Source organism: Sanyastnella coralliicola (genome assembly GCF_030845195.1).
GTDB lineage: Bacteria > Bacteroidota > Bacteroidia > Flavobacteriales_D > Sanyastnellaceae > Sanyastnella > Sanyastnella coralliicola.
The window spans coordinates 1,578,060-1,594,296 of record NZ_CP132543.1; the positions used below are offsets into that span (position 1 = coordinate 1,578,060).

Here is a 16,237-nt window from a genome sequence, read left to right on the forward strand (position 1 = left end):
CATCATTTCTAACGGTGAAATAAAAAAGGCCACTCTCTGGAGCAGCCTTCTTATCTATGTTTCTTAGAATTTTATTCCTCGGTAGATTCTTCTGATTCTGAAGCATCAGCAGCACCTTCATCTCCACCTTCAGGAGTCTCTCCTTCAGCGGTAGCACCTTCTTCATCTAACAATTCATCTTCATCATCTTCTGGAAGCACTTTGGCAACCGAAGCAATCTCGTCGTTTCCACGCAGGCTAATGAGGCGAACACCTTGAGTGGCGCGTCCCATAACACGTAGATCAGAAACTTTGATTCGGATGATAATACCAGACTTATTGATGATCATCAAATCGTTCTCATCAGTCACGTTAAGGATGGCGATCAACTCCCCTGTCTTTTCGGTTACGTTGATTGTCTTCACTCCTTTACCGCCACGGTTGGTGATACGGTAATCAGAAACTGGTGAACGCTTACCATATCCTTTCTCAGAAACTACCAAGATTTCCGACTCTGGATCTTTTACGCAGACCATTCCGATCACCTCGTCTCCTTCGTAACCGAGGGTCACACCTTTTACACCTTGAGCTGTACGACCTACGGCACGCACTGTTTGCTCATTGAAGCGAATGGCTTTACCACTCTTCAGACCCATGATGATTTCGTTGTCACCACTTGTCAAGCGAGCGTCAAGAAGGGTGTCTCCTTCCCTTACGGTAATCGCGTTGATTCCGTTTGAACGTGGACGGCTATATGCCTTAAGGTTTGTCTTCTTGATCAATCCTTGCTTCGTACATAGGATGAGGAAGTTGTTTTCAACGTATTCCTCGTCACGAAGGTCACCAACAGGGATGTATGCAAGTACTTTATCGTCTTGCTCAATGTTGATCAAGTTTTGGATCGCACGTCCTTTCGAAGCTTTCGTTCCTTCAGGAACTTCGAAGATGCGCATCCAGAAACAACGTCCTTTCTCAGTGAAAATCAGCAGCCAATTGTGGTTCGTTGCTGTAAACACGTGTTCCAGGAAGTCTTTATCACGAGTAGAAGATCCTTTCGAACCAACTCCTCCCCTTGTTTGCGTTCGGTATTCTGTAAGCTTCGTGCGCTTAATGTAACCAGCGTGTGAAATCGTAATAACAACGCTTTCATCTGGAATCATATCCTCGATGCTCAAGTCAGCACTGCTGTATTCAATTTCTGAAGCTCGCTCATCGCCGTACTTCTCTTTGATTTCAGCCAGCTCATCCTTGATGATACCCATTCGGATATCCTTATTATCAAGAATCTCCTTCAAACGAGCAATGGTAGCCATCAACTCATCGAACTCAGCGCGTAGTTTATCACGCTCTAGTCCGGTAAGCTTCTGGAGTCGCATATCAAGGATAGCGCGCGCTTGAATCTCAGAAAGCTCAAAGCGGTCCATCAATCCTGTGCGAGCATCCTCTGGAGTTTTACTTCCACGGATCAATGCAATCACCTCGTCAAGGTTGTCGATCGCTATGATCAAACCTTGAAGGATGTGCGCTCTTTCTTCTGCTTTCTTCAGCTCGTACTGCGTACGACGTACAACAACCTCATGACGGTGCTCAACGAAGTTGGAGATAAGGTCTTTCAGATGAAGCATCTGAGGACGTCCCTTCACCAACGCAATGTTGTTTACTGAGAATGAAGTCTGTAGCGCTGTGTACTTGTATAGCTTGTTCAGAACAACGTTTGGAATTGAATCGCGCTTGAGTTCGTAAACAACGCGCATTCCTTTACGGTCTGACTCATCTCGGATCTCAGAGATTCCCTCGATTTTCTTGTCGTTTACCAAGTCAGCCGTCTTCTTGATCATGTCAGACTTGTTGACCTGGTATGGAATCTCGGTAACAATGATTGCCTCACGTCCGTCACGAATCTCTTCGATCGTAGCACGTCCACGCATGACAATTCGCCCACGTCCCGTCTCGAAAGCAGAACGCACACCTTCTACACCGTAGATAATACCACCTGTTGGGAAGTCAGGAGCCTTCACATGCTCCATTAGCCCTTCAATAGTAATGTCGTTATCATCGATGTATGCGGTTACCCCATTGATCACCTCTGTGAGGTTGTGAGGCGGCATATTCGTTGCCATACCTACGGCAATACCACTTGCTCCGTTAACAAGGAGGTTCGGGATTTTCGCAGGTAGAACAGTTGGTTCTTTTAGGGAGTCATCGAAGTTTGGTGAGAAGTCTACCGTCTCTTTATCGAGATCGGCCAGCATTTCTTCAGCGATCTTACGAAGGCGTGCCTCCGTGTAACGCATTGCTGCAGGGTTATCACCATCGATGGATCCGAAGTTACCTTGTCCGTCAACCATTGGATAGCGCAGAGACCAGTCTTGTGCCATTCTGACCATTGTGTCATACACAGAACTGTCACCGTGCGGGTGGTACTTACCAAGCACCTCTCCTACGATTCTTGCGGACTTTTTATAAGGTCTGTTCGAAAGTACTCCAAGGTCTAACATACCGTAGAGTACGCGTCTGTGCACGGGTTTGAGTCCATCGCGCACATCTGGAAGAGCACGAGCTACGATCACTGACATCGAATAATCGATGTAGGCCGACTTCATCTCGTCCTCAATGTTGATATTAATTATCTTTTCTCCTTCTGCCATATCGTCTTCCTGAAGGTTTTTGCACAGTATTTGATGCGATAGACGAAAATACGGAATCCGGCTCGGAGGTGATTGTTCTCAATCCCGCGTTTATCCACAAAATCCCACACTTTCGTGTGGATAAAAAACGTTTCAGAAAGGGACTACAGCATTCGAGCCGAATATATTTGAACAAGGACGCAATTCAGCGTATTTTTAATAAAGTGAATGGAAAACAGTAGAGACTCATATATGGATGCAAAATTCTCACCACGTGTACGAGACGTCATTACTTACTCGCGAGAGGAAGCAATCCGTCTTGGGCACAATTATATCGGGGTTGAGCACCTATTATTAGGTATCATCCGCGAGGGAGAGGGAACTGCTATCCGAATTCTAGAAGGGTTGAACGTTGATCTTGGACGCCTGCGTAAGTTGGTAGAGGGGTCGATCTCTTCTCATTCTTCGAAGGCGGCAAGCCAAGGAAATATTCCCCTCGTAAAACAGGCAGAAAAAATCCTGAAGATCACCTACCTAGAGGCAAAGATCTTCAAGAGCCCGGTTATTGGAACCGAGCACCTTCTGCTCTCAATATTAAAAGATGAAGACAACGTAGCTACCAAGTCGCTTCACGCACTTGATGTAAACTACGAGTCAGCTAAAGACGAATTCGAATCAATTCTTATGGAGAACGCAGAAAGCGACATCCCGAAATCAGAATTCCCAAGCTCACCAGACGACGATGATGATCGTGGATTTGGAAGCACTGGCGGAGGCGGCGGTGCTAAGAAGCCTGGAGATTCTAAGAGTAAGACTCCGGTCCTAGATAACTTTGGACGTGACCTTACAAAGCTTGCTGAAGATGGTAAGCTAGACCCTATTGTAGGACGTGAAAAGGAAATCGAACGTGTTTCGCAAATCCTTTCTCGCCGTAAAAAGAACAACCCAATCCTTATTGGTGAGCCAGGTGTAGGTAAAAGCGCTATCGCGGAAGGACTTGCACTTCGCATCATCCAGAAGAAAGTATCTCGTGTGCTTTTTGGAAAGCGTATTGTAACGTTGGATATCGCATCGCTCGTTGCAGGAACGAAATACCGTGGTCAGTTCGAGGAACGTATGAAAGCCGTGATGAACGAGCTTGAAAAGTCTCCGAACGTGATCCTCTTCATTGATGAGATCCACACCATCGTAGGAGCTGGTGGAGCCAGCGGTTCACTTGATGCATCGAACATGTTCAAGCCGGCCCTTGCACGTGGAGAAATTCAATGTGTTGGTGCCACTACCCTTGACGAGTACCGCCAACACATCGAAAAAGACGGTGCCCTTGAGCGTCGTTTCCAAAAGGTAATGGTAGAACCAACTTCAGTAGAAGAAACGGTTCAGATCTTGAACAACATTAAAGACAAGTACGAAGACCACCACAGTGTTTCTTACACTGATGATGCTGTTGAAGCTTGTGTTTCGTTGACAAGCCGTTACATCACGGATCGCCACCTTCCAGACAAGGCCATTGACGCCCTGGATGAAGTAGGTTCTCGTGTACACCTTAATAACATCAACGTCCCGAAAGAAATCATCGATATCGAAGGGAAGATTGAAGATGTGAAGGAAGAAAAGAATCAAGTAGTACGCAGCCAGAAGTATGAAGAGGCTGCAAAACTTCGAGATAAAGAACGCCAGCTCTTAGATCAACTTGATGCCGCTAAAAACAAGTGGGAAGAAGAATCTAAGAACCATCGTGAAACAGTGACTGCTGACCATGTGGAAGAAGTCGTTGCCATGATGACGGGGATTCCTGTGCAACGTATCGCTGAGAAAGAAAGCGGACGTCTAGCACGCATGGAAGAGTCTCTCGACGGACGTGTGATCGGACAAAACGTTGCGATTAAGAAAGTCGTGAAGGCGATCAAGCGTAACCGCGCAGGATTGAAAGACCCAAATAAACCGATTGGATCATTCATCTTCCTGGGACCTACAGGTGTTGGTAAAACACAGCTAGCAAAGGAACTAGCGAAATTCATGTTCGACTCAGAAGAAGCGTTGATTCGCATCGATATGAGTGAGTACATGGAGAAATTTGCCGTTTCTCGCTTGATTGGAGCACCTCCAGGATACATCGGATACGAAGAAGGTGGTCAGTTGACTGAGAAAGTACGTCGTCGCCCCTACTCGATCGTTCTTCTAGATGAGATCGAAAAGGCACACCCTGACGTATTTAACTTGTTGCTTCAAGCACTTGATGACGGACAGCTTACGGATTCACTTGGTCGTAAGATCGACTTCCGTAACACGGTAATCATCATGACTTCGAACATCGGAGCACGTCAGCTTCAAGATTTCGGAACCGGAGTTGGATTCGGAACGAATGCAAAAGCAGACCGCGAACAGGATGATCGTAAAAGTGTCATTGAAGGAGCACTGAAACGTGCATTCGCACCAGAATTCCTGAACCGTATCGACGACATTATCATGTTTAGCTCATTGAGCCGTGAACACATTCACGAGATCATTGACCTTGAACTAGACAAGTTGTTCGACCGCGTAAAAGGACTAGGATACGACATCGAATTGACTGAGAAGGCGAAAGACTTCATTGCAGATAAAGGATTCGATGACAAGTTTGGTGCTCGTCCATTGAAGCGTTCAATCCAGAAATACTTGGAAGACCCGCTCGCGGAAGAGATCATCAATGCTAACCTCAAAGAAGGTGATAGCATTCTTGTTGACTACGACTCGAAGAAAGAGGAGATCACCGTGAAGGTGAAGAAAGGAGGAGCTAAGAAATCCTCCAAAGCCTCAGATGACGCGAAGGAAGCCCCTAGCGCAGAATCTTCTTCAGACGATGAATAAATTGAAAAGGACTCTTCGGAGTCCTTTTTCTTTTCCTATCTTTCGCTCGTGCTAACAACACCAACATATTATTCTGTACTAGTCATTCGATAACGAAGCTGATACGGATTTTTTTTTGATTTTTCCCCGCAGCTTGCGGGGTTTTTTTGTGCCATGAAACAGCAATACAACAAGTACACTCCAGAAGACCAAGAGGTCTGGAACATACTATTTGAACGACAGATCAAGAACCTTCAAGGCAAGTGTGATGTCAACTATCTGCGCTGTCTAGAATCTTTCGCTCCTGTTCTTAATGCAGAGCATATTCCAGACTTCGAGAAAGTCAACGAATTCATGTCTTCGAGGAATGGATGGGAGATTCACGTTGTGCCTGGACTTATCCCTGTTGAGGAGTTCTTTTCACTTCTTGCAGAGAAGAAATGGTGTAGTAGCACGTGGTTAAGAACAAAGGCTCAGCTCGATTACCTCGAAGAGCCTGATATGTTCCACGATATCTTTGGCCACCTCCCTCTCCTACTTGATGATGTGTTCGCATCCTTCATGGAACGTTTTGGGAAGATTGGAGCGAATCACTTGAACGAACCCATCGTATTAACAGCGTTGCAACGATTGTACTGGTTTACGGTTGAATTCGGTCTTTCAGCTGTTGAAGGACAAGAACAGATTTACGGTGCGGGTATTATTTCATCTTTCGGTGAAACGAATCATGTATTCGAGAATCAAATCATGAAACACCCCTTTGATCTTGAGCAAGTGATTAATCACGCTTTCGTGAATAACGAGATCCAGATGGAATACTACGTCATTCAGGAATTCTCAGACTTATACAATGCTGTAGAAAGACTCGAGGCCCTCATTTCTGAAGGCCTCGACATCACACCAGCAATAGTTCGCTGATTATTTCTTTATAATCTTCTTTGCTCGAATCCCGTCAATCTGCAGAGTGTAAACTCCTGTTGACAATTGAGAAGTGTTGATCTCCAAACGAGATTGAGTCACGTTTTCTGTGTGTACAATTCGTCCTTGGCTATCTGTAAGCGTTAGCGTTCCGCCGTTAGGCGAATCAAACAAAACAACCAATTGATCAGTCACAGGGTTTGGGAACGCTTTGATGCTATTCGCAAGTTGTTCTTCCACGGATACGAAGAGTACCGTGAAAGATGTCACATCTGACTCTGCTCCCGTATCACAGCTTCCAGTGGCTGTTACACGCCAGAAGTAGTCTCCATCAGGAAGATCAAATGGAATAGTTACCATCGTCTCAGAAGTAGTTTCTGAGTGAACGATTGTAGAGAAATCATCAGAGTCAGCTACTTCAACGAAGTACTCTGCTCCTTCTACATTTGACTCCCATGAAAGCTCGATTCCAAATGGTTGGATCGTTACGTCTTCAGGGCCAAGAGCTGTCACCGCCAACGGCGTATCTTCTGAGATTGTAATTGTCACTTCACGCTCAAGCGTTTGACCGTCATGTGTCACAGACATGGTGAAAGTGTAATCTCCAGCTGCAAGGCTTGATAGTCCCGCCAAGTCAACTTGGATAGGCCCAGGCAATACAGCATCATTCACTGTAGCTGTCACCCCTGAAGGCAAACCTGAGTAATCTACTGTAGCTTCTTCAGCCGCGTAGCTTACGAAGGCATTCAATGAAGCCTCGTCTTCAGTAGAAAGAACTTCAACATATCCTTGAATGGTAGCGATGCGTGGACGGAGGATAAAGAGTCCTGCGTACATGTCAGTTACTACAACGGTTCCGCTACGGAAGTATGGGTAATTACTCCAAGTACCAGAGAATGAGGCATTGTCGTCAGATGGCTGCACATCGAAGTATGCAATTTCTGACAGTTCAGCTTGGCGAGCATCGGTCACGTCAAGAACGCGAAGTCCACTGCGGTAATTACTCTGGAAAGCCATTTCCCAGCGGATGTATAGGTTGTGGTCAATACTTGTCGCTGGCCCTTCGTACACATCAATCAACACGGGGTTATCAAGATCACGCACATCCCAAAGGAGCGTGCGGGTGTTTTCTGTGAATTCATTTAGCTCATCCGTCTCGTCTCCAAGAAGGAAGTAACGTTGATCTTCAGTAAGCCACCCTTGGTGAGCGTATCCTGTGTCATCGTATCCTTCAGCGGCTAGTAATTGACAGTCTTCCTTGTCGGTTACGTCAACAATTGTCAACGTATTCTCATTACAAGCGAAGCAGATTTCACGTCCGCAGTAGTCTTTGTCTGGTCCTGTGTAGTTCACGATCTGAGCGTCGTGTGTGTAACCGTCTTCAGCAAAGTCACCTGCAATCACAGGGTTCACTGGGTCATTCACATCAATAATGAAAAGACCACCATCGAATGAGCTCGTACCTACGCTGTAAGCATAACCAGTTTCTTCATTCATTGCGATGTTGTGTGCTCGTCCGTGTCCATCATAGTGGGCCGTCTCAGTGAAATCAACTGGTGGCTCCGTTACCGATAGGAGTTGTGTCAAATCAAATACCTGCATTCCGTGACCAGGCGCTTCTGATACGATGAAAGCATGATTTTGGAACACCTTAGCATCACGCCAAAGGCTGTTCTGCGTGTGTGTAGGTAAGCTTCCTAGGTAAATAGGGTTCGCAGGATCAGTCACTTCAACGAAAGCTGTTCCATTTGACTTACATACCACCGCGAACTCACGACCACTTGCAATGTCTTCCCATCCCCAAATGTCATTGAGGTTGGCTGCCCCACCTAGTTCATCAAGTGACAAGAAGGCCCACATGTCAACATTTTCACATGGGAATTCACCTGCGAATCCAGATTCACAAAGGGTTTGAGCGTTGATTCCACCAATAGTAAAAACACTCAATAGAGCGATTAGTACGCTTCTTTTCATCGGTCTTATTGTTTAATCACACGCTGAGTGATTGATCCACTCGCGTTCTGAAGGATATACATTCCTGAAGGAAGATCCCCCAGTTCGATGGTCATACGTCCTGAAGCTGCATTAAGTTCTGGCAGCGTACGAACTGTTTGTCCGAGAGCGTTAATCAAGCTCAATGACTCGAGCTTCCCTCCTTCCCATTCGATGCTCATCTGATCTGAAGCGGGGTTTGGATATACCGTCAACTCCGCTGTTGGATCAATTGAAGATGCAGAAACAATGTTCTCCAATCGGATAACGAACATGTGTGAGAATGTGCTCACAATGATATTCTGACTCGGGAGGTATGGGTAATTGCTCCATGACCCCCAGAAGAAGTTTCCGTTTGATTCAGGGTTCGTATCGAAGTATGCTACTTCTTCCAAGTTTCCATTTGCTACGTCGGAAAGGTCTAAGACACGAAGACCACCCATGTAGTTTGACTGGTACGAAAGTCCATTCAATGTATACTGGTTGTGGTCAGCAGACTCAATGTCACTTTCAAACCAACCCAATTCGATCGGGTTCGAAAGGTCTTCCACGTTGTAGATGTATGTTCTTGTGTTGATGTCGTAATCACTCTCATCCAACTCGTCGTCTACAAGCATGAAGCGATGATCTTCAGTCAACCATCCTTGGTGTGTGTATCCAATAAGGTCGTACGAAACTGAAGAGATGAGTTGGCAATCTGACTTGTCGGTAACATCAACGATAGCGATGTTGTCTTCGTTGTATGCAAAGGCAATTTCTTTACCTGAGTATGCTCCATCAGGACCATCATAGATAACTACCTGCGCATCGTGCGTGTACCCGTCTTCTGCGAATTCACCAACCAACTGAGGGTTCAATGGATCAGAGATGTCTACAATATGCAAGCCACCGCCAAAGGTGCTTGTTCCAACAGCGTAGGCATAGCCAGTTTCTTCATTGATGACAATGTTGTGGCTATTCCCGAAGCTATCGTAATGCGCTGTAGCTTCAAAGATTACAGGTATATCAACTGCTGAAGTCAGCTGCATCAAGTTGAACACTTGCATTCCGTGGCCAGGTGCCTCAGATACGATGTAGGCATGGTTTTCATATACCTTAATGTCTCGCCAAAGGCTATTCGTGGTGTGTGTTGCCAATGTTCCAATAAGAACAGGATTGGCTGGATCAGAAATCTCTACAAATGCTGTTCCGTTGTCTTTACCCATCAAGGCAAATTCTCTTCCGTCTGGGCTAACCCATCCCCAACAATCGTTTCCGTTTTGACCTCCACCGAGATCTGCCAAGTCCATCACAGACCAAAGGCTTGTGTTTAGACAAGGATAACCATCTGCTTCTCCGTCAACACAAGGTGTTTGAGCCGAGGCAGTGGTAAGAAAAGCACAAGAAAGTGCAGCGAGTAAAAATCTCTTCATTGATTACCAGTTTTCTGATCTTTTATCCAATTCTTCGAGCGTAATGAAATTTCCTTCGTTGACACTTTTCATGGTCTCAATGATGTCAGCGAGGAAATCGCTCTTGATAACTGCTACACCGTTCGGTCTAAAACCAATCACTTTTGTTTTGCTGTCTTCGTCGTATGAAATACGATAAGTCAACTCTTCCAATCGTTCAATTGACTCTTCATCGTGCTCTTGCAAAATGAACTCAATCAGTCTTAATTTCCGTAGGTGTAGATCTTCCATGGTTTCTAAGGAAAATTGCAGGTCTCGCGTAAAAGTAGCCCTTTTTTCGAGGGTTCAAGAACGAAGCTCGCCAACAAAGTTGAAAAGCTTCCACAAAAAAAGGCTGCCCTTAACAGACAGCCTTTTCCAATAATCTCATTTCTGTTTAGAGATGTCCGTACTCACGTGAGTAGAACAACATCTGCTGAACAAAGTCATCTGGGTAAACCACTTCCACATCTGTGATATTCCCGTCTGCATCAGTCACTGGCTGAAGTACCGGATTGATGAAACCACCGTAAGGAGCGATTCCGAGTTTCTCAGTACGCTCAAGTACTTCTGTATGAACGTCTTGATCCACCTTCACTCCGTAACCCTCAACGAGTTCCTTTGCTGCTTCGTAATCTCCTTTCGACTTAATTCGCTGAACTTCCTTCAATAGATCTCCAAAAAGCACACGTAGCTTATCGTAGTCTTGAATATCGTAGAAGTGCTTGCCATCGCGAACCACCTTCACGATTACGCTGTCAGCCAGACCTTTCTCGTAAACCCAGTTTGAAACCCAAGCTCGGTTACGCATGTGCGCTTCTTCAATATCAGCACCTAACTCTAGGCGGCGAAGCTGTGTCAACATTCCATTTCGGATGTAACCGTCGTATTCTGCCATACCTACTTCAAGGCTTTCCATCAAACCAAGCTCAACCATTTTAGGGTCTAGCAAGTAGTAAAGCGCTACCAAGTCGGCACGTCCTTCTTCAATTGTTGAAGAGTGCTCGAGCAAAGTCTGGTTTGGAGTACCTACACCTTCTTCAAGCTTACCTGAAGCGTGTCCGATTACCTCGTGCATTGCAGTATGAAGTTTACCTGCAAGCTCTGAATGTGCCTTTGCGCGTTCGATTTCTTCTGCATCGTGCGCGAATTCGTCAAGCATTCCTGATCCAGATGCCTTGTCGTACGCATTTACAATGTTCCCAAGGCTTACTGATTTCGAACCGTGCTTCACACGAATCCAGTTAGCGTTCGGTAGGTTCACCCCAATTGGAGTTGATGGTGATGCGTCACCTGCCTCCCCTGCTACGTTCACAACGTTGTATGTGATTCCAACAACTTCTTCTTTCTTGTGCTCGTCCATGATCGGCGAGTTTGTTTCGAAGTACTGTGCGTTGTTCATCAATACTGACATACGATCTGAAGCGGCAAAATCCTTGATCTGTACCACCGTCTCGTACGAACCAGTGTACCCTAGTGGGTCATTGTATACTTCAACGAATCCATTGATATAGTCAATGTCGCCTTCTGTGTCTTGTACCCAGTTGATGTTGTAGATATCCCACTTGCGTAGGTCACCTGTTTCGTAGTATTCAATCAAGTTACGTAGTGCAGCGGCTTGCTTGTCATTCTCAGCAACACTTTCTGCCATACCCAACCAGTAAACCACTTTCTCCAATGCTGGCCCGTAAAGTCCGCCTACTTTGTAAACGTCCTCTACCACTTCTCCAGCTTCGTTCTTAACCAAACGCGAGTTCAATCCGATAGAGATCGGTGCGCGATCATTAGGGTCAGTGATTGAAGCGAAGTATGCCTTTGCTTCTTCAGTAGTCACATCAGGAGCGTAGAAGTTCACAGCAGATGATTCTACCAATCCTTTGTTTGGATCCTGCTCTACTTTCTTTGCATCCATAGAAGCATCGAACATAGCCGTCATTGCTTCTTCTGAAAGCGTGGTGTTTGTTTCTGACGCTAGCGCGGAAAAGTATTCCTGAGAAAATTCCGGAGTGTGCTTCGTATTCGCATAGTGATGGTGGATACCATTTGAGAACCATACGCGCTTGAGGTAGATCTCGAAGTTCTTCCAATCATCAGAAGTCTTATCTCCAGCGTAGTTGTTGTAGATGTTCTCAAGAGCCTTACGGATCTCAAGATTGTGACGGTAGTTCTGATCGTACATGATGTCACGACCACTCAAACCTGCTTGCGTCAAATAATAAACGAGTTTCTTTTGATCGAGTGAAAGCTTGTCCCAACCAGGAATCTGGTAACGAATGATCTTCAAGTCAGCAAACTGCTCAGTCTGCCATTCGAAGTCGTCGTCTGCTTCCATTGTCATTGATGAGTCTGCAGCTGCCTGACTGTCATCTGTTGCTGGCTCTTGTCCGCCTCCACCGCATGCGGCGAGGAAAAGCGCGAGGACCAACAATCCCCATAGGTTCTTCATGATGTTGTTTTTGGTTACGGGCGGCAAATTAGCGAAATCAACTGACAGCCAGATAACATGGTATATCTATCCTTCATTCTGCACAAGATGTGGGGATTTCTTTCGTTAATTTGCCCAAAGGATCGCTTTGAATAAACTAGCCCTCCTCCTCTTAAAAACCTTTGTCGGCCCATTCGTGGTCACATTCATTATTGCGTTGTTCATTCTCGACATGCAATTCTTATGGGTGTACGCTGATGACCTTATGGGTAAAGGTTTGGAAGGCACGGTGATTCTAGAGCTGATGATCTACGCTTCTGCTCGATTGGTGAACATGGCACTTCCGCTCGCCATCCTCATGTCTTCGATCATGACCATGGGGGCGCTGGCTGAACACTACGAGCTCACCGCCATGAAGTCAGCCGGACAATCACTCGTTCGAATTCTTCGTCCATTGACCATAGCTATTGTTTTTGTCGCCGTCAGCGCTTTCTACTTCTCGAACAATGTATGGCCTATTGCCAACTTGAAGTTCCGAACTCTTCTATACAGTGTTACGAAACAAAAACCTGCCCTCAATCTCAGCGACGGTGTATTCTACAACGGAATAGATGGCTTCTCTATTCGCGTGGGAAGAAAAGACCCTAAAACAGATGAACTTACAGATGTTCTGATTTATGATCACCGAGAATCGTCTGAAGGTAGCCGAACAGTAATCCGCGCTCAGCGAGGTTACATGAAGCAAACCGAAGACAAGCGTTATCTACTCGTAACTCTAGAAGATGGATACTCCTATGATGAACAAATGGAGTCACAGCGCAAGAACAGTGATCGTCAATACCCGCACGTAGCCAATCAATTTGAAAAGCAGATTATGCGGATTGATCTATCATCATTGAGCTTCAATAAAGCAGATGAAGATCTTTTCAAGAATGCCTACGAGATGATGACTATCAATCAGCTCGAAGATGCGGTAGATTCTATTGAAGTGAATATCCAGCGCAAGCAAGATGATCTTGAGCGCTACGGACTACGAACAATGCTTTTCCGTCGCGATTCACTGGCACAGTACCTACCGAGCAATCGCGAGGAAATCGAGCAAGTTGCTATTGCTAACGATAGTTTAGCTTCAGACACTTCTATGGTAGCCGTAGCTGAAAGCACTGCCCTTGACACACCACCAGCTCGCAAGGGAATGTTTGCCAGCCTTTCCTATGCGCAACAACGCCGAGCTGTGAACCAAGCTATTGAAACAAGTAGAAGCTTCCAGAAGAGCATCAACAATGTGCTCGACGATATAAACAGCAAACGAAAATTGGCCAATAAGCACGAGATCGAGTGGCACCGAAAGTTCTTCCTCGCCTTTTCTTGTGTGGTGCTCTTCTTCATTGGAGCGCCTTTAGGTGCCATTATCCGTAAGGGAGGCCTTGGTCTGCCAACGGTTGTAGCCATCATTCTCTTTCTAGTTTACTACATACTCACCATCTTTGGCGAACGAATGGTTCGATCAGGGTCTTTGATCCCTGTAGTAGGAATGTGGATCAGTTCGGTAATACTCTTCCCAATGAGTGTTTTCCTAACCTACAAAGCCGCTACAGACTCTACGATCATGAATGTAGACTCTTATTTGAACTGGTTTAAGAAGATCTTCAAGCGAAACAAGAATGCGGATTCTGCAACTGTGCAATAAACCACCCTTCCCTCCGAAAGACGGCGGCTGTATTGCCATGAATAATATTTCGCGCGGTCTCTTAAGTCAAGGCCATGAACTCAAGCTGATCACGATTTACACGCACAAGCATGATCTGGAGCTTGATAAGATGTCGCAAGAGTACATTGACAAGACTGACATTGAAGGCGTTTTCGTTGACACCAAGGTGAACATCGTGGATGCTTTCTCGAGCTTGATTACTCAAGATTCGTACAACGTCAGTCGTTTCTTCTCGCCAGACCTTGATATTCGCTTAGCGAATCTCCTGCGCAGAAAGAAGTTTGACATCATTCACCTCGAGAGTCTTTTCATGACGCCGTATATCGGTACAATCAGAAGACACAGCAAGGCGCCCATTGTCTTGCGTTCGCATAACCTCGAATACATTATCTGGGAGCGTATCGCCGAAGGCACAAGGAATCCAGCCAAAAAGGCCTACCTGAAATACTTGAGCAAACGTTTGAAAGACTACGAGCTCAGCGTGATTCATGATGTAGACGGCATTGCGGCGATTTCTGCTGAGGACGAAGAGAAATATGCTTCGCTTGGCTTTGAACGACCGCTTCTCACTATCCCATTCGGGATTGACACAGACCAATACCCTTTCTCACCACACAAAAAAGAGAAAGTCACTTTGTTCCATATTGGTGCCATGGATTGGCGACCAAACCTTGAGGCCATGCTATGGTTTCTAGAAGATGTTTGGCCTTTGATTAACATGAAGTTCCCTGACCTGGAGCTTCACCTAGCAGGACGAGGCCTGACTGATGATCTTTTGGGTACATCATATAAGAACGTGGTCATTCACGGCGAAGTCGAGTCGGCAAAAGACTTCATGGCGGAGCACTCGATCATGATAGTCCCTCTCCTATCTGCCGGTGGTATTCGTGTAAAAATCATCGAAGGTATGGCGATGGGTAAAGCCATTGTCTCAACATCAGTTGGTGCTGAGGGAATTGATGCAACACCAAACCAACACCTGGCTATCGGAGATGAAGCGGAGACCTTCGCAACAGCCATTTCAAGGTTAGTTGATGCTCCTGAGCGAATCACGCAAATGGGACATGAAGCCCGAGACCTGGCGTCTAAACTCTTTGACAACAGGGTGATTATAGACAACCTCATTCAATTCTACCAAAGCCTGGATTCAGAACGATGAAGGTATTTGTCTTAAGTAGCCGTGTACCCTATCCTCTAGAAAAAGGAGATAAACTTCGAATCTATCATCAGATTCGACAGCTGTCTCAACACTTTGAGGTGACGCTCTGCTGCTTAGACGCTGATAGTACATCACAAGAAGCCATTGATCACCTAAAGACAATTTGCCACCGTGTGGAGGTTATTCCACTTCCAAAATGGAAGATCTTATTTCGCATGGCATTTGCTGCAGTGAGCACTCGCCCGTTTCAATGCCACTATTTCTTGCAGCGAAAGGCGCGTAGAAGAGTTCACGAGTTAATCGATGAAATCAAGCCAGATCATCTCTACTGTCAGCTCATTCGCGTGACCGAATACGTGAAGCACATCCACCACATTCCAAAAACTCTGGATTACATGGATGCTTTCAATAAAGGGATGGAGCGCCAATCTAAAACCAGTAAGTGGTACTTACGTCCGATTTGGCGGTTGGAAGCACGAAAACTAGTGAAGTACGAAAACCTCATTTTCGACTACTTCGAGCATCACACGATCATCTCCGAACAAGACCAAAAGCTTATTTATCACCCACACAGGAAACAGATCAAGGTAATTCCTAACGGTGTTGATATAGAGTTTTTTACACCCAAAAAGGCAAACAAAGAGTTTGACATTGTTTTCACAGGCAACATGTCCTATCCTCCCAATGTAGATACTGCAGTAGAGTTAGCTACTCGCATTCTTCCAATGGTGAAGGAAGAGTTCCCACAAGCATGCTTACTTATTGCCGGAGCAAGTCCAAACAATCGCGTCAAAGCGCTTCAGAGCAAAGACGTGAAAGTCACAGGATGGGTAGATGATATCCGTGATGCATATGCTAGCGGACAGGTATTTGCAGCTCCTATGCGCATTGGGACGGGACTCCAAAACAAGTTGCTTGAAGCCATGTCCATGGGCATTCCGTGTGTCACCAGTTCGCTTGCCAACAACGCACTACATGCTATTGATGAGAAGCAAGTTTTAGTAGCAGATAACCCCTATGATCAAGCAGCAGCGATTGTTCGTTTACTTCACTCTGCACCAGAGCGTTCAGAGCTAGGTCAAAATGGCCGACGATTCGTAGAGGACAATTATTCTTGGAAGGCGGCAACAACGGAGCTGATAGATATCATCCGCAATTCTTGAGTGA

The 16,237-nt window shown here is 45.8% G+C and carries 10 protein-coding genes; 5 read left to right on the forward strand and 5 right to left on the reverse strand.

Translation table 11 applies throughout. The features are described 5' to 3' along the window. Nucleotides 1-71 precede the first annotated feature (71 nt). On the reverse strand, nucleotides 72-2,627 hold the full coding sequence (gene gyrA, locus RA156_RS06650) for a DNA gyrase subunit A (protein ID WP_306643782.1): 2,556 nt from the start codon (nucleotides 2,625-2,627) through the stop codon (nucleotides 72-74). 231 nt (nucleotides 2,628-2,858) lie between these two features. On the opposite strand from gyrA, the gene RA156_RS06655 reads away from it, so the two are divergent. Further along, nucleotides 2,859-5,456: an ATP-dependent Clp protease ATP-binding subunit gene (locus tag RA156_RS06655; protein WP_434064836.1), complete on the forward strand. Its 2,598-nt coding sequence runs from the start codon at nucleotides 2,859-2,861 to the stop codon at nucleotides 5,454-5,456. A 153-nt stretch (nucleotides 5,457-5,609) separates the two neighbouring features. Continuing rightward, entirely contained in the window at nucleotides 5,610-6,353 is a 744-nt protein-coding gene (locus RA156_RS06660) for a phenylalanine 4-monooxygenase (RefSeq protein ID WP_306643784.1), read from the forward strand. Here the strand turns inward: RA156_RS06660 and RA156_RS06665 are convergent, their stop codons facing one another. From RA156_RS06665 to RA156_RS06680, 4 genes are all read right to left on the reverse strand, one after another. Continuing rightward, nucleotides 6,354-8,327 (reverse strand): choice-of-anchor B family protein, encoded by a 1,974-nt coding sequence (locus tag RA156_RS06665; RefSeq protein WP_306643785.1) that lies wholly within the window; start codon nucleotides 8,325-8,327, stop codon nucleotides 6,354-6,356. It lies immediately after the preceding gene. Nucleotides 8,328-8,332: 5 nt separating this feature from the next. Next, entirely contained in the window at nucleotides 8,333-9,757 is a 1,425-nt protein-coding gene (locus RA156_RS06670; RefSeq protein ID WP_306643786.1) for a choice-of-anchor B family protein, read from the reverse strand. A 3-nt stretch (nucleotides 9,758-9,760) separates the two neighbouring features. Beyond that, complete coding sequence (locus RA156_RS06675; RefSeq protein WP_306643787.1) at nucleotides 9,761-10,027, reverse strand: hypothetical protein; 267 nt, start codon at nucleotides 10,025-10,027, stop codon at nucleotides 9,761-9,763. A 145-nt stretch (nucleotides 10,028-10,172) separates the two neighbouring features. Beyond that, nucleotides 10,173-12,221, reverse strand: coding sequence for a dipeptidyl-peptidase 3 family protein (locus RA156_RS06680; RefSeq protein ID WP_306643788.1), 2,049 nt, complete (start codon nucleotides 12,219-12,221; stop codon nucleotides 10,173-10,175). 175 nt (nucleotides 12,222-12,396) lie between these two features. On the opposite strand from RA156_RS06680, the gene RA156_RS06685 reads away from it, so the two are divergent. Genes RA156_RS06685 through RA156_RS06695 form a run of 3 tightly spaced genes read left to right on the forward strand, consistent with a single transcriptional unit; the run spans nucleotide 12,397 to nucleotide 16,233 of the window. Beyond that, a complete protein-coding gene (locus RA156_RS06685; RefSeq protein WP_306643789.1) occupies nucleotides 12,397-13,890 on the forward strand; it encodes an LptF/LptG family permease in 1,494 nt (497 codons plus the stop codon). Nucleotides 13,891-13,927: 37 nt separating this feature from the next. Next, the gene (locus RA156_RS06690) at nucleotides 13,928-15,070 is read left to right on the forward strand and encodes a glycosyltransferase family 4 protein (RefSeq protein WP_306643790.1); all 1,143 of its coding nucleotides are present in this window, start codon (nucleotides 13,928-13,930) and stop codon (nucleotides 15,068-15,070) included. Beyond that, nucleotides 15,067-16,233, forward strand: coding sequence for a glycosyltransferase (locus RA156_RS06695; RefSeq protein ID WP_306643791.1), 1,167 nt, complete (start codon nucleotides 15,067-15,069; stop codon nucleotides 16,231-16,233). Before RA156_RS06690 ends, RA156_RS06695 begins: the two co-directional genes overlap by 4 nt. Nucleotides 16,234-16,237 lie beyond the last annotated feature (4 nt).

Bases quoted from the DNA above. Each gene is read 5' to 3' on its own strand.
- gyrA (WP_306643782.1), bottom strand. From the start codon at position 2,627: ATGGCAGAAGGAGAAAAGATAATTAATATCAACATTGAGGACGAGATG.
- RA156_RS06655 (WP_434064836.1), top strand. From the start codon at position 2,859: ATGGATGCAAAATTCTCACCACGTGTACGAGACGTCATTACTTACTCG.
- RA156_RS06660 (WP_306643784.1), top strand. From the start codon at position 5,610: ATGAAACAGCAATACAACAAGTACACTCCAGAAGACCAAGAGGTCTGG.
- RA156_RS06665 (WP_306643785.1), bottom strand. From the start codon at position 8,327: ATGAAAAGAAGCGTACTAATCGCTCTATTGAGTGTTTTTACTATTGGT.
- RA156_RS06670 (WP_306643786.1), bottom strand. From the start codon at position 9,757: ATGAAGAGATTTTTACTCGCTGCACTTTCTTGTGCTTTTCTTACCACT.
- RA156_RS06675 (WP_306643787.1), bottom strand. From the start codon at position 10,027: ATGGAAGATCTACACCTACGGAAATTAAGACTGATTGAGTTCATTTTG.
- RA156_RS06680 (WP_306643788.1), bottom strand. From the start codon at position 12,221: ATGAAGAACCTATGGGGATTGTTGGTCCTCGCGCTTTTCCTCGCCGCA.
- RA156_RS06690 (WP_306643790.1), top strand. From the start codon at position 13,928: ATGAATAATATTTCGCGCGGTCTCTTAAGTCAAGGCCATGAACTCAAG.
- RA156_RS06695 (WP_306643791.1), top strand. From the start codon at position 15,067: ATGAAGGTATTTGTCTTAAGTAGCCGTGTACCCTATCCTCTAGAAAAA.